Below are 19283 nucleotides of genomic sequence, written 5' to 3'. Positions count from 1 at the left end.
GGATCAGGACTCCAGGGAACCGTCGAGGGTTTTCAACGCGCCGTACAGGTTCGGACGGCGGTCACGGAATGAACCCCACGCGCTGCGAATGTGTTCGAGCTCGTCGAGGTTGAAAGTGTGCACAAGAATACCTTCTTCGGTTTTATTCAGCTCCTGCACTTTTTCGCCGAACTGGTTGGCGATGAACGAAGAGCCGTAGAACGTGATGTCGTAGCCGTCCTGTTCTTCGTTGCCGATGCGGTTGCTGGCGATCAGCGGCATCAGGTTGGCGCCGGCATGACCCTGTTGCACGCGCTGCCAGTGATCGCGCGACGAAATGGTCTTGTCGTGCGGCTCGCTGCCGATTGCGGTTGGATAGAAGAGGATTTCAGCGCCTTGCAACGCCATGCTGCGCGCAGCTTCCGGGAACCACTGGTCCCAGCAAATGCCCACGCCGATTTTCGCGTAACGGGTGTTCCACACCTTGAAACCGGTGTCGCCCGGGTTGAAGTAATACTTCTCGTGGTAGCCCGGGCCATCCGGGATGTGGCTTTTTCGATAAATCCCGAGGTTGCTGCCGTCGGCATCGATGATCGCGATGCTGTTGAAGCGCGCACGGCCGGCCAGCTCATAGAAGCTGATCGGCAGCACCACTTGCAGCTCTTTGGCGATTTTCTGGAAATGTTTGATCGCGACGTTTTCTTCCACCGTCGTCGCCAGTTGCAGATAGTCCGGGTTCGGCTTCTGGCAGAAGTACGGCGCCTCGAACAGCTCCTGGATCAAGATGATCTGCGCGCCTTTGGCGGCGGCTTCGCGTACCAGCCTTTCAGCGATTTCGAGGTTGGCTTCCAGATCCCAGGAACAGGCCATCTGAGTGGCGGCAACGGTAACGATACGGCTCATGAATCATCTCCGGGCAGTTGCTTTGACGGCCGGAAATTCGGCCGAAAAGAAAACGCGCGCACCGGACATGAGATAGCCACGCCGGAGCAATGGCGACTTTATAGCCGATAAATATCGGCTTTAGAAGCTTGCAAAATGCCTTTCGTCTAAATAATCCCGATAAAAGCCGATACAAATCGAATTAGAAACCAAAAAAAAATGTGGGAGCGAGCCTGCTCGCGAAGGCGTTTGTTCAATCAACACAGTTGTTGAATGAGAAACCGCTTTCGCGAGCAGGCTCGCTCCCACAGGAGGTCAGCGTGAGGGCTTACAGGCCCTCGGTAAGGACTTGATCAAGCATATCGACAAAGAAATCCACACTCTGACGCGACGTCACCATCGGCGGTTTGATCTTCAGAATGTTCAGATCATCCCCGGTCGGCTGCATGAAAATCCCCAGTTCACGCAAGCGATCGCACAGTAACGCCGTCTCCTCGGTCGCCGCTTCCAGCGTCTCGCGATTGCGGATCAGCTCAAGCCCGAGATAGAACCCGGAACCGTGCACCGCGCCCACCAACGGATGTTTATCGATCAACGCTTCGAGACGCGCCTTGAAGTGGCCACCGACCACCTGCGCGTTCTCCCAGAGCTTTTCTTCTGCCATGACATCGAGCACCGCCATGCCGATCTGACAACTGACCGGACTGCCGCCCGCCGACGAGAAGAAATAGCCCTCGGTCTCCAGCGCCTCGGCAATTTCCCGTCGCGTGATCACCGCGCCCAGCGGTTGACCGTTGCCCATGCCCTTGGCCATGCAGATGATGTCCGGCACCACACCCTGCTCTTCAAAGCCCCAGAAGAAGTGGCCCATGCGCCCGTAACCGACCTGCACTTCGTCGGCGATGCACACGCCGCCCTGCGCGCGCACCAGCGCGTATACCTGCTGGAGATATCCCGGCGGCAGCGAGATACCGCCGGCATTGCCATACACCGGCTCGCAGATAAATCCGGCCAACTGGCGCTTCTGTTCGGCGAGTTTTGCCAGGTGATGCTCAACGCTGCGCACGTAATCCGGCGCTGAATCGAGACCACGGAATTCACCGCGATAAGTGTTTGGCGCAGGCACCGGATGCACCCAGTCCGGGCGGCTTTCCAGGGCTTTCGGGTTGTCGGCGATTGACGTCGATACCGCATCGGCGCCGACCGTCCAGCCGTGATAGGCCTCAAGCACGCTGATCATGTCGCGCCCGCCGCTGTAGGCCCAGGCCAGACGAATCGCCAGGTCATTGGCCTCGCTGCCGCTGTTGACCAGAAACACCCGATCCATCCCTTCCGGCGCCAGTTTCAGCAAGCGCTCGGAAAACTCCGCCACCGCCGCATAGTTGAATCGCGAGTTGGTGTTGAGCAGCGACCACTGCCGCGCCGCGACTGCCGCCATGCGCGGGTGGCCGTGACCGAGCACGGCAACGTTGTTGAGCATGTCGAGGTAGGAGCGGCCCTGCATGTCGATCAGGTGATTACGCCAGCCGCGTTCAATGCGCGGCGGATCAACGTAGTAGTGTTTCTGCGTGCGGGCGAAACTGGCATCGCGGCGTTCGAGCAGGGTTTTTGCGTCCAGTTCCGGCTCGGCATCGCAGGCCAGTCCTAACAACGCCGCTGGCGACGGGCACAGGGCCTGCCACGCTGCTGCATGCGCCGGGGTGCAAAACAACGGCGCATTGATCTGCGCGCCCCGGCACAACTGCACCCGTAATGGGCCGCTGACTGCGCCCAGCACCTGACCTTTGACCAGCGCCGCGCCGCTGTGCAGCGAAGGTGTCACGCCCCACAAGCGCACGCTGAGTTGCGGGCCATCCAGTTGCAGCACACCGTCTGCTGGCTGATGCACGACGCCAGCGAACGGCGCTTCCACGGCGGTACCATCGGGCACGCGCAATTCCACGTGCAGCGGGAAGGTATCCGGTTCAACGGCGCTGTCGGGACGGGTGCGCGACAAACGGTACTGACCATAACGGCTTGCCGCCAAACCATGGGCCGCCGCCGCTTCGTTCAACAGGTGCTGATCGATGCCGGCCTGCTCCCAGTTGCCGGCCTCGAAATGCGGGCTGAGGACACCGAGATCGATCAGGGCAAATTCACGTCCGACCAGACCGGGCAGCAAGGGCGCAAAACCTTCGCTATCGATCACCGGCAATGCGTGACCGACGGCAGTGAGGATCGCCGCTTCCATCAGTGCCTGTGGCATCGATGTCGCTACGCGGAAGATTTCCCACTCATGGCTGAGGTTGTCACGGCTGTAGGTATTCGCGGGGTCGATGCTGACCTGTTGCTCGCCACTGAGCACCAGCACCGCCGCACGCGCGACGATCAATGGCCACAGCGCCTGCAGCTCTTCATGTTGCAGCGGGTTGACCGCGTGGTAGGCCTGCACCGCCGGCAGGATGACAAACGGATCGCCACCGGCGTGATGCAGCAACGCCGCACAGGTCACCGACAGATCGGTGATGCGCCAGGTGCGCACCAGATCGCCAAAGTCGATCACGCCCTGCAACTGCCAGTGACGCAAGGCATCGCGCGCCCAGACGGCGTTGTCATCAGTGATGTCCATGTGGATCGCCTGCACCGGCAGCTTGCCCTGCAACGGCTGCAAGCGGCGCTCGGCTTGTTCGGCCGCATCGGCAATCAATATGCGTTGCTGCTCATCCTTGATCACCGGCAGCAGATGGCTGATCAGGGCACTGGCGTGACGGGCATCCCACTGCAACGTGCGCTCCAGGCCCGGGTGATCGAACCCGGCCAGCGCCAGATCCATCTCACCGCAGAGCCGGCCAAACCCCGCCACCACGTCGCGCCCCAAGTGTTCGAGATGCGTGAGCGGCTGGCCCTCGATGTAATCCAGCAGCCGCACATGGACGGCTTCGCCGCCGACCTCGAGCGACAGCAGATCCTCGCCGTTATTGGCCGCGATCACCCGCGGCACCGTCACCGCCGAGTGCTCGGCCAGATACTTGAGCCCGGCATGCTGGGCTTGCAGCTCCACCAGGGCGTAATCGCCACGGCAGATTTTCAGCACGAACCGCCCACGCGGGCTGTCGACGCGGTAATTGAGATCCTGCTGACTGCCAAGAGCCTGCAACGTGCCGCTGAGCCCGTAATGCTCCGCCAGCCATTGCCGGGCCTGCTCGGCAGAAACCTGCGGGCTGGGCAAACTGGCGCGATGAATCAACGTGGCGAGCGGCATGAAAAGACCCCTGTAATTTTATTAGGCGCCTATATCGCCATTGCTTTTGGCGAGACGCAACCCCTTATACCAACTCCCGACCGGATCAAGGGCACATCACTGTGACGGCCCCCCACCAATAACTTTTCCTACAGCAATTTCAGATTGCGTTTGAACACTTCACTGTTCAACCTGCCCCCTCGAACGTTATCCGCACGGAAGCAATCCGCAAAATGTCCCAGCGCCGCCTCGCCCTCTCCAACAAAAAAGTCCGCAATATCCCTCGCCGTCTACGCGCGTTAGCCGCTTGGGCTGCTGACTTCGAAGGTTACTTTCCGGCCGACCTCACCGAAGAGGAAAAATACAGCAACTGGAAAATCCCGATTCACATGTCGATGGTCCAAGGAAAACAAGCAACCGCGGATCTGCGTCGGCAGTGCGCGCAGCACTTGATCAACGCGGCGCAGCACCTGCGTATGTCCCGACCGGAAAATGCTATCGATTGCAGAGTGGTCGCCGCCATCTTATTGCCAGGAATGTTTTCCAGCGAGATATGTATCTATACCGACATGGAATATCACCGAGGTCATATCCCGCCTGCTGATAGTGAATACGTCGAAACCGATAAGAGCCTGGCCCAGGAATGGGGACTCGTTTTACCGCCGGGCATTGGAGAGAGAGGCCTGAGCTATACCGTTGAAGATGGCGATGGCCAGACCTATGAGGAACAACGCTGGTATTTTGGCGAGGTTGACTGAATCGCCCCTTACGGTCCGCACTCGCGTTAAATGGCACTTTGCGCAAGAATGTCGACCATTCACACCTGCCTATGGAACTCCCCATGAATGTAATCACCACCGACCTGCCCGGTGTCCTGATCATCGAACCGAAGGTGTTCGGTGACGAGCGCGGCTTTTTCTACGAGAGTTTCAATGCCAAGGCGTTCCAGGACGCTACCGGTCTGGACACGCAATTCGTTCAGGACAACCACTCGCGCTCGCAAAAAGGCGTGTTGCGTGGCCTGCATTACCAGTTGCAAAACACCCAGGGCAAACTGGTCCGTGTGACCGTCGGTGAAGTGCTGGATGTGGCCGTGGATATTCGGCGCAGCTCGCCGCACTTCGGCAAATCGGTGGCTGTGCGCTTGTCGGCCGAAAATCATCGTCAACTGTGGGTGCCGGAAGGTTTTGCCCATGGTTTCGTGGTGCTGAGCGAGTTCGCTGAATTCCTCTACAAGACCACCAACTATTACGATCCATCGTCCGAGCGCAGCATTCGCTGGGATGATCCCGCGCTGGGCATCGACTGGCAGCTGGACGAAGCGCCGAAGCTGTCCGCCAAGGATCAGGCTGCAGCCCTGCTCAAGGACGCTGACGTCTTCGCCTGAGCCTAGGCATAATGCGCCTGACATCTCAGGCGCATCCGGCTCATGAAACCAACCCTCCCCCGCAGACCCCGCTGGCGCAGCCTCGCGCTGCTGGCCCTGTGTCTGGCGCCGCTGCTGTGGCCGCTGGAACATCTCGCCGAGCGCTATTACCGCAGCGAACTGGCCGGGCAGAACCGGCAGACCCTAGACCTGTACGTCGCCAACCTGCTGGGCACCCTGCACCGCTATGAAGTGTTGCCGCAAATTCTCGGCGACCTGCCCGCCCTGCGTGCGGTCCTCGGCGCACCGGACGACGGCGTCAGCCAAGGCAACGCCAATCGCCTGCTGAAGAACATCGCTGCACAGACCGGTGCCGAAGTCATGTACCTGATGGACACCAGCGGGCAGACGCTGGCGGCGTCGAACTGGGACAAACACGACAGTTTCGTCGGCCGCAATTTCTCGTTCCGTCCGTACTTCAGTGAAGCCATGGCCGGACGCCTCGGACGCTTTTTCGGTCTCGGCACGACCTCGGCCAAACGCGGCTACTTCTTCGCTGCCGCCGTGCGCAACGGCGAAAAAATCATCGGCGTGCTGGTGATCAAGGTTGACCTCGACCACACCGAAAGCCTCTGGGGCAAAACCCCGGAACAACTGCTGGTGACCGACCACAACGGCGTGGTCATCCTCACCTCGCGCCCGGAATGGCGCTTCCGTTCGACCCGTAACTTGAGCGACAGCGAACGCTCGGCGATCACCGCCATCCAGCCTTACCCGACCCGCGAGCCGCGCCCCCTGAACCTCAGCCCGACTGCGTGGCTGATCCAGACTCACGACATCGCCGAAACCGGCTGGAGCGTCAGCATCCTTGCCCCACGCACGCTGATCGACCGTCCGGTGCGCACCGTGGTCGCCATCGGCGGCGCCACGCTGCTGGTGCTGATGTTGTTGCTCGGTCTGATGATGCAGCGCCGCCGCCATTATCTGGAGCGCATCGCCTTCGAGGCCAAAGCACGTCGCGAGCTGGAGGGCCGCGTCGCCGAGCGTACCAGCGACCTCGAAGGCCTCAACCGGCGCTTGAAGGAGGAAGTGCTGGAGCGTGAACAAGCCCAACAGGAACTGGTGCGTGCCCAGGACGATCTGGTCCAGGCCGGCAAGCTGTCGGCGCTGGGGACGATGTCCGCGAGCATCAGCCACGAACTCAATCAGCCGTTGGCAGCGATCCGCAGCTACGCGGAAAACGCCGAAGTGCTGCTCGATCATCAGCGCACCGACGATGCGCGCGGCAACCTCAAACTGATCAGCGAACTGACCGGGCGCATGGCCTCGATCATCGCCCACCTGCGCGCCTTTGCCCGCCGCGATCGCCACGCGCCGGAAAGCGTTGCCCTGCAACCGGCGCTCGACGATGCCTTGGCGCTGCTGGCCAAACGGCGTCGCAGCATGGAAGTCGAACTGATCCGCGATCTGCCAGCCGCGACTCTGTGGGTCGAGGCCGGGGAAACCCGATTGCGCCAAGTGCTCGGCAATCTGCTGGCCAACGCCCTCGACGCCCTCACCGAGAAAGGCCCGCCGCGCAAACTCTGGCTGAGTGCCGAATCCACCGCCGAAGGCGTCAATCTGTACATTCGCGACAACGGCCCGGGTTTTTGCATGGAAGCCCTCGGCCGCGCCAGCGAGCCCTTTTACACCACCAAGACCCGCACTCAAGGCCTTGGCCTGGGGCTGGCCATTTGTGAAACGCTGATGCGCGCCTTCGGCGGTGAACTGTCGTTCGCCAACCACAAGCAAGGTGGCGCCTTGATTACCCTGCGGCTGCGCGCCGGTGCGCCCGGGGTCAGCCTGCAACCGTCCGAGGATCGAAGTGCATGACCATCGACAATCGCATTCAGGTGGTGTTGATCGACGACGATCCGCACCTGCGTCAGGCCCTCGGCCAGACCCTGGACCTGGCCGGCCTGAAAATTCTGCCGCTGTCCGAAGCCAAAGGCCTGGCCGCACAGCTTGAGCGTGACTGGCCGGGTGTGGTGGTCAGCGATATCCGCATGCCGGGCATGGACGGTCTCGAATTGCTCAGCGAACTGCACGCGCAGGATCCCGAACTACCGGTATTGCTGATCACCGGCCACGGCGATGTGCCGCTGGCGGTGCAAGCCATGCGTGCCGGCGCTTATGACTTTCTCGAAAAACCTTTCGCCAGCGATGCGCTGCTCGACAGCGTGCGCCGCGCCCTGGCCTTGCGCCGCCTGGTGCTGGACAACCGTAGCCTGCGCCTGGCCCTCAGCGATCGCAATGAGCTGAGCGCGCGGCTGGTCGGCCATTCGCCCCCAATGCTGCGCCTGCGCGAGCAGATCGGCGCGCTGGCCGCGACCAAGGCTGACGTGCTGATCCTCGGCGAAACCGGCGCCGGTAAAGAAGTGGTTGCCCGCGCCTTGCACGATTTATCCAGCCGCCGAAACGGCCCGTTCGTGGCGATCAACGCTGGCGCACTGGCCGAGTCGGTAGTGGAAAGCGAACTGTTCGGCCACGAACCCGGCGCGTTCACCGGCGCGCAAAAACGGCGGATCGGCAAATTCGAATTCGCCAATGGCGGCACATTGTTTCTCGATGAAATCGAGAGCATGAGCATGGATGTGCAGGTGAAGTTGCTGCGCATGCTGCAAGAGCGCGTGGTCGAGCGTCTGGGTGGCAATCAACTGATCCCGCTGGACATCCGCGTCATCGCCGCGACCAAGGAAGACTTGCGTCAGGCCGCTGACCAGGGCCGCTTCCGCGCCGACTTGTATTACCGCCTCAACGTCGCGCCACTGCGCATTCCGCCACTGCGTGAGCGCGGTGAAGATGCGCTGGTGCTGTTCCAGCATTACGCCGATGAAGCCAGCGCCCGCCACGGTTTGCCGCCCCATGAACTGCAACCGGCGCAACGCGCCTTGCTGCTGCGCCACACCTGGCCGGGCAACGTACGCGAACTGCAGAATGCCGCCGAACGTTTCGCCCTCGGCCTGGAATTGGCGCTGGATAACGCTGATGCCGAGGGCGGGGGCAGTACCACGGTCGAAGTCATCAATGGGGGCCTCAGCGAGCAGGTGGAAAATTTCGAGAAATCGCTGATCGCTGCTGAACTGGCGCGCTCCCACAGTTCGGTGCGCAGCCTCGCCGAAGCCTTGGGCATTCCGCGCAAGACCCTGCATGACAAGTTGCGCAAGCATGGCCTCAACTTTGGCGACAGCAGCCATGGGGACGAGAACGAATGATCAGCCACAGCGCCTATCTTCAGTCGGTTTTGCATCACGACATCCCGCTGACCCGAGACATGGGCCTTAAGGTGCTCGACTGGCATGAACAGCAACTGAGCCTGCATCTGCCACTCGAGCCGAACGTCAACCACAAGAGCACGATGTTCGGTGGCAGCCTCTACTGCGGCGCGGTGCTGGCCGGGTGGGGCTGGTTGCATTTGCGCCTGAAAGAGGAAGGAATCACCGACGGGCACATTGTTATTCAGGAAGGGCAGATCAGTTATCCGCTTCCGGTGACCGGGGACGCTACGGCGATTTGCCCGGCGCCTGATGCGAAGGAGTGGAAGAGGTTTCTGGCGATGTATCGGCGTTATGGGCGGGCGCGGTTGACGTTGAATACGCGGATCGTCAATCAGGGTAGCGAAGAAGACGCCGTGACATTTACCGGGCAGTACGTTTTGCATCGCTGACAATCAAAAGCCCCTCACCCTAACCCTCTCCCAAAGGGAGAGGGTTAGGGTGAGGCGTCTTGCGATATAGATCGACCTGAAAGATCGAAGCGATTATGGATTCAGCAAAACTCGACCAGGTCGGCGCTACTCTCAAATATCCCGCGGTCGGCTCCCTCTCCTGGGGGAGAGGGCTGGGGTGAGGGGGATTTCGGATCAGCCCACTTAACCGCGAGCCAACTCCAACAATCTGGAGCGCCAGGCCGCCTTGGCCGGCAATGCCAAAAAGAACTCATTGAGTAGCGATTCCCGCGCCGGATAACAGAACGCCTCCCCGCGCAGATCCAGCACCTCACCGCCCGCACCTTCCAGCACACCTTGAGCCGCCGCCGTGTCCCACTGCGAAGTCGGCGCCAGTCGCGGATAGCAATCCGCCACGCCTTCGGCCAGCAGGCAGAATTTCAGCGAGCTGCCAATATTGGCCAATTGCAACTCGCCCAGACTCGCACTCAACCCGGCGAGCAAACGTTCCTGCTCGGGACTCGAATGGCGACGGCTGGCGACCACGGTGAACGCCTCGCCCGGCCCCGGTACATCGCGCACCTGAATCGCAACCGGCGTGCCGCCCTTGTCACAACGCCAAGCGCCAAGCCCGGCACCGCCGACGTAGAAACGACCATTGGTCGGCATCGACACCACACCAAACACCACGCGACCGTTTTCGATCAGCGCGATGTTCACGGTGAACTCTTCGCTGCCGCTGATAAATTCCTTGGTGCCGTCCAACGGGTCGACCAACCACCAGCGCTGCCAGCCGGCGCGCACGCTCTGAGGGATGTTGGCGTCTTCTTCCGACAACACTGGAATGCTCGGGTCCAGCGCCGTCAGCCCGGCGAGGATCAGGTGATGCGCGGCCAGATCGGCCGCCGTCACGGGCGAGTCATCGGACTTGGCCGTGACCTCAACGCCGGCGCGCCAGAACGGCAAAATCGCCTCGCCGGCCTGCAAGGCCAGCTCTACGACCGGCGCCATCAACGGGTGGGGGAAATTCATCGATATCTCACTCATGCTGGAAAGAACCCGCGCTCGGTCAGCAGATCGCGGGTCAGATACAGTGCAGCCAATGCACGGCCTTCGGAAAACTGAGGATTGAGCGCCAGCGACGACAGTTCGCGCAGGTTCACTTTGTCGACACGCATCGGCTCAGGCTCGTCGCCTTCCAGACGTTCCTCGTACAAATCAGTCGCCAGGACCACCTGAATCTTCTGGCTCATGTAACCGGGCGACAGCGACAGCTCGGTCAGATGCTCCAGTTGCCGCGCACCAAAACCAGCCTCTTCCTTGAGCTCACGTTCGGCTGCCGCCAACACATCCTCGCCCGGTTCGATCAGACCTTTGGGCAAGGACAATTCATATTCATCAGTGCCGCCGCAATACTCTTCGACCAACACCGCGTGTTCGGCATCCAGCATCGCCACGATCATCACCGCGCCGTAGCCCGCACCTTTACCAACCAGACGTTCGTAAGTGCGTTCCACGCCGTTGGAAAAGCGCAGCTTGAGTTCTTCGACGCAAAACAGGCGACTGGTGGCGACGATCTCGCGGGCAAGTACGGTGGGTTTCTGGCGCATGCAAAGCTCCTTGGCGTGAACGCGCTACTATAACGCGGCTTTCCCGATTGTTTATGTCGGATATCTTTCTACCGTTCGAGACGTTGCCATGCCTTCATTACCGTGGTCCGACATCGATACCGTTCTGCTCGACATGGACGGCACGCTGCTGGATCTGCACTTCGACAATCACTTCTGGCTGGAACACCTGCCCCAGCGTTACGCCGAACTGCACGGGGTCAGCCGGGCCATGGCCGAGATGGAGTTGCAGCCGTTGTTCGAACGCCATGCCGGCCAGTTGCAGTGGTACTGCCTGGATTTCTGGAGTGCCGAGCTGAAGTTATCGGTGCGTGAACTGAAGCTGGAAACTGCGCACCTGATTGCCTTGCGCCCGGATGCCGATACCTTTCTGGAAGCGATCAAACGCGCGGGCAAACGGGTGATCATGATCACCAATGCACACCGCGACTCACTGTCGCTGAAGCTTGAGCGAATCGAACTGGCGCCGTATTTTGAGCGGCTGATCAGCTCCCACGATTACGGTTTTCCCAAGGAGAACCCGCAGTTCTGGGATGCCTTGCAGGCGGACATCGGCTTTTATCCGGAGCGCAGTCTGTTTATCGACGACACCTTGCCGATTCTGCGCAGTGCGCGGGATTTTGGTGTGGCGCATTTGTTGGCGGTGAAAGAGCCGGACAGTCGCAAGGGGCCGAAGGACACGGCTGAGTTTGCGGCGGTTGAGGATTATCGCAGTTTGATTGCAGGGCTTTGATACCGAGTTGCCCCGTTCGCGAGCAGGCTCGCTCCCACATTTGGAATGCGATCCCATGTGGGGGCGAGCCTGCTTCGAGCGGAGTTCCGACGTGTTACTCAGGAATACGCAGTGTCTGCCCTGGATAGATCTTGTCTGGATGAGACAGCAGCGGTTTGTTGGCCTCGAAGATCTTGTTGTATTTGTTCGCATCGCCGTAAACGCGCTTGGAAATCGCGCTGAGGGTATCGCCCTTCTCGACCGTGACAAATTTCGCCGCCGTGGCCGCAGCACCGGTCACGGTGATCTGATCATCTACACCGCTGACGCCTGCAACGTTGCCCAGCGCCAAGAGAATCTTTTCTTTCTCTTCCTGACTGGCGGCTTCACCGGTGACGATAACTTTTTCGCCTTCGACTTTCACCTGAATTTTCGAGGTATCAATCCCCGACAGCGCGTCCTGCACGTGCTTGGTCAGCGCCTCACCGTTTGCTTCGGCCTTGTCAGGCGTCAGTGCATCGAGGATTTTCTCACCGGCTTCTTTGATAAAGCTGAATAGGCTCATCGTGTTCTCTCCATGGAATAAAGGTTCAGTCGTCCAAGCCTAGACCACGACAGACAAACCCGGTTCCAAGCCGACCAATGACCCTGCCACCGCGCAAGCGGTAGAATCGCCCAACCCTGCCAGCGCCCGGAGCGAAGATGGACATCAAGCAGCTGAAATTCCTCATCGCCCTCGACGAAACCCGCCATTTCGGCCAGGCCGCCGCGCGTTGCCATATCACCCAGCCAACCCTGTCGATGCGCCTGCGCAGTCTTGAAGAAGAACTCGACCTGCCACTGGTCAACCGTGGCCAGCGTTTCGAAGGTTTCACCGCGCCGGGCGAGCGCGTACTGGCGTGGGCGCGCTCGGTGATGGCGGCGTATGACGGTTTGCACGCGGAAGCAGCGGCGTGTCGCGGCAACCTGATCGGCACGTTGCGGCTGGGCGTGGTGCCGCTGTCGAGTTTCGATCCACTGCCGTTGATGCAACGCCTGCACAGCGCCCACCCGAATCTGCGCTTTGAAATGTCGGCACTGAGTTCTGAGCAGATCCTCGAGCATCTGGCGAACAACCGAATCGACATCGGTGTTTCTTATCTCGACCGCCTGGATCACGAACGTTTCGAATCACTGGCATTCGACGAAACCCGCATGGGCCTGCTGTACGACCAGCGCACTTTTACCTTCGGCGAAGCTCCGCTGAGCTGGGAATCGCTGATCGAACTGCCGCTGGGCATGCTTACCAGCGGCATGCATTTCCGTCAGTCCATCGACCACAACTTCCACAGCCGTGGGCTGACTCCGCAACCGTTGCTGCAAACCGACGCCGTGCATCAATTGTTACAAGCCGTACACGGCGGTTTCTGCTGCGCGATCATGCCGTTGGACGGCGGGCTGGAAAAACTCACCGACCACCTGCGTCTGCAGCCCATCGAAAACGCCCAGACCCTAGCGCCACTGGGCTTGATCATGCGTCGCGGGGCGCCACGCTCGGCGCTCGCCGAGGCCTGTTTCGCGCTCTATCAGAAATCGCCAACGGCGCCTTGATCGACGGCCTCTATCGATAGATCGACACTAGCGATTAGACGCGACAACTTGCCGCGCCTAGTCTTAACGTTGATCAAACCGTCGGTGATGCCATGAACGCCAAGCGCCCTGCCTGCGCGGCGCCTGCACTTGAAACGCCCGCGCCTGCCGCCAGCCAGACCTACAGTTACAGCGATTTACCCCGTGAGGAATCGGCCAGCACTGCGCTCGCCGAGGAAGTCGCGTTGGCAATTGCCTACAACGGTATCAGCCAGGCCGTCATGCTGGTGACGCCGACCGACCTGGAAGACTTCATCGTCGGCTTCAGCCTCGGCAGCGGCATCATCATCGATGCCACCGACATCTATGACCTGCAACTGACCGGCGCAGGCTCAGCGCAGTATGCGCAAGTGACCATCGCCAACCGTGCGTTCTGGAATCTCAAGCAACAGCGCCGGCAAATGGCAGGCACCAGCGGTTGCGGATTGTGCGGGGTTGAAGCGGTGGAGCAGGCACTGCCTGATCTCAAGGTCTTGCCCGGCGCGCCGCTGCCACCGAGCGAATGGCTCGACGGTCTGCGCCAGCGCATCGGTGCGTTCCAACCGCTCGGTCAGCATTGCGGCGCGGTGCATGCGGCGGTGTTCATGAACGCCAGCGGCGAATTGTTGCTCGGGCGCGAAGACATCGGCCGGCACAACGCCCTCGACAAGCTGATCGGCGGACTGATCCGCCAGAAGATATCCACAGATGGCGGACTGGCGATTGTCACCAGCCGTTGCAGTCTCGAATTGATCCAGAAAGTTTTGCGCGCCGGCATCCAGACCCTGGTCAGCCTTTCCGCACCCACCGGTCTTGCCGTGCAATGGGCGCGTCGACATAACCTCAATCTCATCCACCTGCCGCAGAAAAGTGCGCCGCGGGTGTATAGCCCCGCGATGGAGAATCAAGCGTGAGCCAACATCATCAAGCCGACCAGAAACCTGTCCCGCGCTACAAGCCTTACAAAGGTGCCGCCGGCGGCTGGGGTGCCCTGATCAGTGTGGCTCAGGCCTGGTTGACCAGCGACAACGCCCTGAAAAACCTGCGCATGATGCTCAAGACCAACCAGAACGGCGGTTTCGACTGCCCGGGTTGCGCGTGGGGCGATTCGCCGGAAAGCGGCATGGTCAAGTTTTGCGAGAACGGCGCGAAAGCGGTGAACTGGGAAGCGACCAAGCGTCGTGTAGACGCCAAGTTCTTCGCCAAGCACAGCGTGACTTCACTGCTGGAGCAGAGCGACTACTGGCTGGAATATCAGGGTCGTCTCACCGAACCGATGGTTTACGACGCCGAAACCGATCGCTACAAGCCGATCAGTTGGGACGACGCCTACACGCTGATCGCCAAGCACCTGCAAAGTCTGCCGAGCCCCGATCTGGCCGAGTTCTACACCTCGGGTCGCGCCAGCAACGAAGCGGCGTATCTGTATCAACTGTTTGTGCGCGCCTACGGTACCAACAACTTCCCGGACTGCTCGAACATGTGCCACGAGGCCAGCGGTGTTGCCCTGGCGCAGAGCGTCGGCGTCGGCAAAGGCACCGTGACCTTCGATGACTTCGAACACGCCGATGCGATTTTCGTTTGGGGCCAGAACCCGGGCACCAACCACCCGCGCATGCTCGAACCCTTGCGTGAGGCAGTGAAACGCGGCGCGCAAGTGGTGTGCATCAACCCATTGAAAGAGCGTGGTCTGGAACGCTTCCAGCATCCGCAACACCCGATCGAAATGCTCACCAACGGCGACAAGCCAACCAACACCGCTTATTTCCGCCCGGCACTCGGCGGTGACATGGCGCTGCTGCGCGGCATGGCCAAGTTCCTCCTGCAGTGGGAGCGCGATGCGCAGAAGGCTGGCGAACCTGCCGTGTTCGATCATGACTTCCTCAATGCCCACAGCGCCAATGTGCTGGAGTACCTCGGTGTCGTTGACGATACGCCGTGGGAACAGATCGTCGAGCAATCCGGCCTGACCCTCGTAGAAATCGAGCAAGCCGCGCGTATGTACGCCAAGGGCAAGAACGTAATCATGTGCTGGGCGATGGGCATCACTCAGCATCGCCACTCGGTGCCGACGATTCAGGAAATCGCCAACCTGATGCTACTGCGCGGCAACATCGGCAAACCGGGCGCCGGCCTGTGCCCGGTGCGCGGCCACAGTAACGTGCAAGGCGACCGCACAATGGGCATCAACGAGCGTCCGCCGGTGGCGTTCCTCGATTCGCTGGAGCGACGCTTCCAGTTCAAGGTGCCGCGCCACAACGGCCACAACGTGGTTGAAGCGATCCACGCAATGGCTGAGGGTCGCGCCAAGGTCTTCATCGGTCTGGGCGGTAACTTCGCCCAAGCCACGCCGGATAGCCCGCGTACCTTCGCCGCACTGAGCAATTGCGACCTGACCGTGCAGATCAGCACCAAGCTCAACCGCAGCCACCTGGCTCACGGTAAAGACGCGCTGATCCTGCCGTGCCTCGGTCGTACCGACATCGATATCCAGACCGAAGGCCCGCAAGCGGTCACCGTGGAAGACTCGTTCAGCATGGTTCACGCTTCCAACGGTCAGTTGCAGCCGCTGTCGAACCAGATGCGTTCAGAGCCGTCGATCATTGCCGGTATCGCTGCCGCCACATTGGGCAGTAAACCGGTGGACTGGAACTGGCTGGTGGCTGATTACGGGCGCATCCGCGAACTGATCGCCGACACCATTCCCAACTTCAAAGCGTTCAACGAGAAGATCAAGAACCCGGGCGGTTTCTACCTCGGTAACAGCGCTGGCGCACGCAAGTGGAACACGCCGTCGGGCCGGGCCAATTTCCGCGCCAATATGCTGCCGAAAGATCTCGTGCACGAACGCACCCGCGCGACCGGACAACTGCCGGATCTGATCTTGCAATCGATGCGCTCCCACGATCAGTACAACACCACGATTTATGGTCTCGACGACCGTTATCGCGGAGTGAAAGGCCAGCGTGATGTGCTGTTCGCCAATGAGGCGGACATCATTCGCCTCGGCTTCCGTCCGGGGCAGAAGGCTGACATTGTTTCGATATGGGACGATGGTCGCGAGCGTCGGGTAAAGGGCTTCACACTGCTGGCATTTGATATTCCGGCGGGGCAAGCCGCAGCTTATTACCCGGAAGTGAATCCGCTGGTGCCGCTGGAAAGCACCGGGGATGGCAGCCATACACCGACGTCGAAGTTCATTGCGATTCGACTGGAAGCGGCGAGTGAGACTGGGTTGATCATGGCCAAGTCCGCGTAACGCGATGTCAGAACCGGCCTCTTCGCGAGCAAGCTCGCTCCCACATTGGAATGCATTTCAAATGTGGGAGCGAGCTTGCTCGCGAAGGCGTAGGTTCAAGCAATACGCTTCCAAGCCCTAGCACTTTTCCAACGCCCACAAAAAAGGCCGCTTTTTCACAAAAGCGGCCTGTCCGAAGTAGCTAAAGACCGGCGAAAATCGGTTAAGTTCCGCTGATAAAACAGCAACTTGCAAAATTGTATACAAGTCGTGTTATTCGTCGGATTTCGATTGTCACGCTCGTTACACAGCCTCAGGATCGGCGCCGTCATCCCTTTGAGGCTCATCTATGAAGTTCTCCTCGATTCTCTTGTTGTCCCTTGGCCTGGTCAGTGGTTTTGCTTCCGCAGGCGGCACCACCGAAGCAGGTGTGGGCGGCGCATTGGGCGGGGTTCTTGGCTCGGTCGTCGGTCAGTCCTTAGGCGGCAATACAGGTTCCACCATCGGCGCAGCCTTGGGCGGCGCGGGTGGTAGCGCGGTTGGCGCCGACAAACGCAGCCGTGGCGAAGCCGCCATCGGTGGTGCGCTGGGCGCAGCCGGCGGTAACGTGGTCGGCCGCAGCATGGGCGGCACCACCGGCAGCCTGATCGGCTCCGCAGCAGGTGGCGGCGCCGGTGGCGCGCTGGGCAACTACATGGGCAACAAGAGCGATGACGACGATCGTCGTTACGATCGCCGCCATGATGATCGTCGCTACTATCGTGACGACCACCGTGGTCGCGGCCATGCCTACGGCCACCGCAAGCATCACAAGTACTATCGCGACTGAGGCCTCAAACACCTCGCTGGCCGGTAAAGCAAAATCGCAGCCTAAGGGCTGCGATTTTTTTTTGCCGTTTACACCACCAGGTATTCCAGTGCCTGCCGCAGTTCAGCAGGGATCGGCACCGGCTGATTACTCGCCCGATCGACGAATACGTGAACGAAGCGCCCGGCCGCACACGCCTCGCTTTCACCCACCTTGAACACCGCCAATTCGTATTGCACTGAACTGTTGCCCAACTTGCCGACTCGCAGACCGATCTCGATCAGGTCCGGGAAGGCGATCGAGGCGAAGTAATCGCACGCCGAACTGACTACAAATCCCACCACCTCACCGCCATGAATATCCAGACCACCGACCTGTATCAGGTAGGTGTTCACCGCCGTGTCGAAGAAGCTGTAGTAGGTGACGTTGTTGACGTGACCGTAGGCGTCGTTGTCGTGCCAGCGTGTGGTGATGGGCTGGAAGTGGGGATAGTCGGTGCGCTGAGGGGTGGACATGGTTGTGCTGGTTCTCTTGTTTTTTCAGTGAGGCTGCTTGCCCTCACCCTAGCCCTCTCCCAGAGGTAGAGGGGACTGACCGAGGTGTTCTCTCGAAATACACCGACCTGATCCTTCGAGTCGAACTCAGATGCTGAAACCCACGCAGATCGGCTCCCTTCCCCCTCTCCCCCCTGGGGGAGAGGGCTGGGGTGAGGGGGAACGATTTTGGCCGCGACATTACACTTGAGCAAACCCCTTATCCTGCGCCACCAACTCACCAATCAACCGCGCCGGTTTCCACTGATCGCCCTGCCGCGTCTCCAGCGCCAACAGCCGCGAATGAATATTCGCCAGCCCTTGCTGATCCGCCCAGGCCATCGGCCCGCCCTTGTCCGCCGGGAAGCCGTAGCCGTTCAGGTACACCAGATCGATGTCGTGTGCAGACTCGGCAATGCCCTCCTGCAAAATCTTCGCACCCTCGTTGACCAATGCCAGAAGACTGCGCTCCAGGATCTCCTCAGGACCGATCTCGCGGCGCTGGAAGCCCAACTCTTCGCTGACCTGCAATACCAGCGCATCGACCTCAGGATCGTGCTCAGCCTGACGACTGCCCGGTTCGTAATGGTAATAACCGTTGCCAGACTTCTGCCCGAACCGGCCCATCTCGCACAAACGGTTATCCACCTGCACCTCTGGCGCATCCTGGCCCTTGCCGGCCAACTCGCGTGCACGCCATTCCAGATCGATGCCGACCACGTCGTACATGCGGAACGGCCCCATGGCAAAACCGAAACCTTGCAAGGCTGCGTCGACCTGCTGTGGATAAGCGCCCTCAAGCAACATCTTGCGCGCCTCGAGGACATACGGATGCAGCATGCGATTGCCGATAAAACCATGGCAGTTACCCGACACCACACTGACCTTGCCCATGCGTTTGCCCAGTGCCAGTGCCGCCTCCAGCACCGTCGCAGAGGTCTGTGCGCCGCGAACGATTTCCAGCAGTTTCATGATGTGCGCCGGGCTGAAGAAATGCAGGCCCAGCACCTGATTCGGACGCTTTGTCGCTGCGGCTATCGCATCGATGTCCAGCGCCGACGTATTGCTTGCCAACAGTGCCTCAGGCTTGAGCAAACCATCCAGCTCACGAAAGATCTTCTGCTTCAGCTCAAGATTTTCGTACACCGCCTCGATCACCAGATCGACATTGCGAATCGCCGCATAATCCGCTGCCGCACTGACCCGCGCCAAACGCGCATCCGCTTCGGCCTGATCAATCCGTCCCTGGCGCACGTTGTGTGCATAAGTCTCGGCCACAGTGGCGAGTGCCTGTTCAAGCATCTGTGGATTGTTATCCACCCATTGCACCGTCACGCCGGCATTGGCCAGACACATGACAATGCCCCGGCCCATGGTGCCCGCGCCGATCACCGCGGCTTGCTGAATATCGAAGGTTGTCTGGCTCATGTTGTTCTCTTGTTGGCGATCCAAAGACTGGTCTCACCTTAGTCAGCCATCGACGTTTTTTGAAGTTTATTACCGTGATGATCGACATTCAGCGGATGGATACAGCCCTGCTTTTGTGGGAGCGAGCCTGCTCGCGAAAGGGTCATCACATTCAAAATAGTGTTGCCTGATGTAC

17 protein-coding genes are annotated in these 19283 nt (G+C 60.4%); 10 read left to right on the top strand and 7 right to left on the bottom strand.

The window, feature by feature from the left end; genetic code table 11:
• Window positions 1-3: 3 nt before the first annotated feature.
• A complete protein-coding gene (gene aguB / locus AC1DVF_RS01460; protein WP_034151905.1) occupies window positions 4-882 on the bottom strand; it encodes an N-carbamoylputrescine amidase in 879 nt (292 codons plus the stop codon).
• A 307-nt stretch (window positions 883-1189) separates the two neighbouring features.
• The gene (locus tag AC1DVF_RS01455) at window positions 1190-4102 is read right to left on the bottom strand and encodes an aminotransferase (protein WP_477781910.1); all 2913 of its coding nucleotides are present in this window, start codon (window positions 4100-4102) and stop codon (window positions 1190-1192) included.
• Between the two features lie 212 nt (window positions 4103-4314).
• Here AC1DVF_RS01455 and AC1DVF_RS01450 point away from each other — a divergent pair, with 212 nt between their 5' ends.
• The 5 genes from AC1DVF_RS01450 to AC1DVF_RS01430 all read left to right on the top strand — a co-directional run bounded on the left by AC1DVF_RS01450 (window position 4315) and on the right by AC1DVF_RS01430 (window position 9153).
• Window positions 4315-4839: a DUF3916 domain-containing protein gene (locus tag AC1DVF_RS01450; RefSeq protein WP_477781909.1), complete on the top strand. Its 525-nt coding sequence runs from the start codon at window positions 4315-4317 to the stop codon at window positions 4837-4839.
• Window positions 4840-4922: 83 nt separating this feature from the next.
• Window positions 4923-5468 (top strand): dTDP-4-dehydrorhamnose 3,5-epimerase, encoded by a 546-nt coding sequence (rfbC, locus tag AC1DVF_RS01445; protein WP_034151902.1) that lies wholly within the window; start codon window positions 4923-4925, stop codon window positions 5466-5468.
• A gap of 42 nt (window positions 5469-5510) precedes the next feature.
• Window positions 5511-7319, top strand: coding sequence for a sensor histidine kinase (locus tag AC1DVF_RS01440; protein ID WP_095047127.1), 1809 nt, complete (start codon window positions 5511-5513; stop codon window positions 7317-7319).
• Window positions 7316-8701, top strand: coding sequence for a sigma-54-dependent transcriptional regulator (locus AC1DVF_RS01435; protein ID WP_093430001.1), 1386 nt, complete (start codon window positions 7316-7318; stop codon window positions 8699-8701). Before AC1DVF_RS01440 ends, AC1DVF_RS01435 begins: the two co-directional genes overlap by 4 nt.
• A complete protein-coding gene (locus tag AC1DVF_RS01430) occupies window positions 8698-9153 on the top strand; it encodes a YiiD C-terminal domain-containing protein (RefSeq protein WP_093430000.1) in 456 nt (151 codons plus the stop codon). Before AC1DVF_RS01435 ends, AC1DVF_RS01430 begins: the two co-directional genes overlap by 4 nt.
• A gap of 204 nt (window positions 9154-9357) precedes the next feature.
• Here the strand turns inward: AC1DVF_RS01430 and cysQ are convergent, their stop codons facing one another.
• Both cysQ and nudE read right to left on the bottom strand, forming a co-directional pair.
• Window positions 9358-10185, bottom strand: coding sequence for a 3'(2'),5'-bisphosphate nucleotidase CysQ (gene cysQ / locus AC1DVF_RS01425; protein ID WP_093429999.1), 828 nt, complete (start codon window positions 10183-10185; stop codon window positions 9358-9360).
• An 11-nt stretch (window positions 10186-10196) separates the two neighbouring features.
• Entirely contained in the window at window positions 10197-10763 is a 567-nt protein-coding gene (gene nudE / locus AC1DVF_RS01420; RefSeq protein WP_034151897.1) for an ADP compounds hydrolase NudE, read from the bottom strand.
• A gap of 88 nt (window positions 10764-10851) precedes the next feature.
• Here nudE and yrfG point away from each other — a divergent pair, with 88 nt between their 5' ends.
• Entirely contained in the window at window positions 10852-11514 is a 663-nt protein-coding gene (gene yrfG, locus AC1DVF_RS01415) for a GMP/IMP nucleotidase (protein ID WP_477781908.1), read from the top strand.
• Window positions 11515-11608: 94 nt separating this feature from the next.
• Here the strand turns inward: yrfG and lysM are convergent, their stop codons facing one another.
• Complete coding sequence (gene lysM, locus AC1DVF_RS01410) at window positions 11609-12058, bottom strand: peptidoglycan-binding protein LysM (RefSeq protein WP_477781907.1); 450 nt, start codon at window positions 12056-12058, stop codon at window positions 11609-11611.
• Window positions 12059-12195: 137 nt separating this feature from the next.
• Between lysM and AC1DVF_RS01405 the strand changes: the two genes are divergently transcribed.
• From AC1DVF_RS01405 to AC1DVF_RS01390, 4 genes are all read left to right on the top strand, one after another.
• On the top strand, window positions 12196-13083 hold the full coding sequence (locus AC1DVF_RS01405) for a LysR family transcriptional regulator (protein WP_093429997.1): 888 nt from the start codon (window positions 12196-12198) through the stop codon (window positions 13081-13083).
• A gap of 92 nt (window positions 13084-13175) precedes the next feature.
• The gene (fdhD, locus tag AC1DVF_RS01400) at window positions 13176-14015 is read left to right on the top strand and encodes a formate dehydrogenase accessory sulfurtransferase FdhD (protein ID WP_093429996.1); all 840 of its coding nucleotides are present in this window, start codon (window positions 13176-13178) and stop codon (window positions 14013-14015) included.
• Entirely contained in the window at window positions 14012-16360 is a 2349-nt protein-coding gene (locus tag AC1DVF_RS01395; RefSeq protein WP_186620742.1) for an FdhF/YdeP family oxidoreductase, read from the top strand. Before fdhD ends, AC1DVF_RS01395 begins: the two co-directional genes overlap by 4 nt.
• Before the next feature lie 328 nt (window positions 16361-16688).
• A complete protein-coding gene (locus AC1DVF_RS01390) occupies window positions 16689-17168 on the top strand; it encodes a glycine zipper domain-containing protein (protein ID WP_093429994.1) in 480 nt (159 codons plus the stop codon).
• A gap of 68 nt (window positions 17169-17236) precedes the next feature.
• On the opposite strand, the gene AC1DVF_RS01385 is transcribed toward AC1DVF_RS01390, so the two are convergent.
• Window positions 17237-17662 carry an acyl-CoA thioesterase gene (locus tag AC1DVF_RS01385; RefSeq protein ID WP_099757724.1) on the bottom strand — a complete coding sequence of 142 codons (426 nt, stop codon included), beginning with the start codon at window positions 17660-17662 and terminating at the stop codon, window positions 17237-17239.
• 219 nt (window positions 17663-17881) lie between these two features.
• A complete protein-coding gene (locus AC1DVF_RS01380; protein WP_477781906.1) occupies window positions 17882-19108 on the bottom strand; it encodes a 3-hydroxyacyl-CoA dehydrogenase in 1227 nt (408 codons plus the stop codon).
• Between the last annotated feature and the right edge of the window lie 175 nt (window positions 19109-19283).

The organism is Pseudomonas sp. P4_D7, from assembly GCF_056401755.1.
This window is presented reverse-complemented; position numbering and strand designations above follow the sequence as displayed.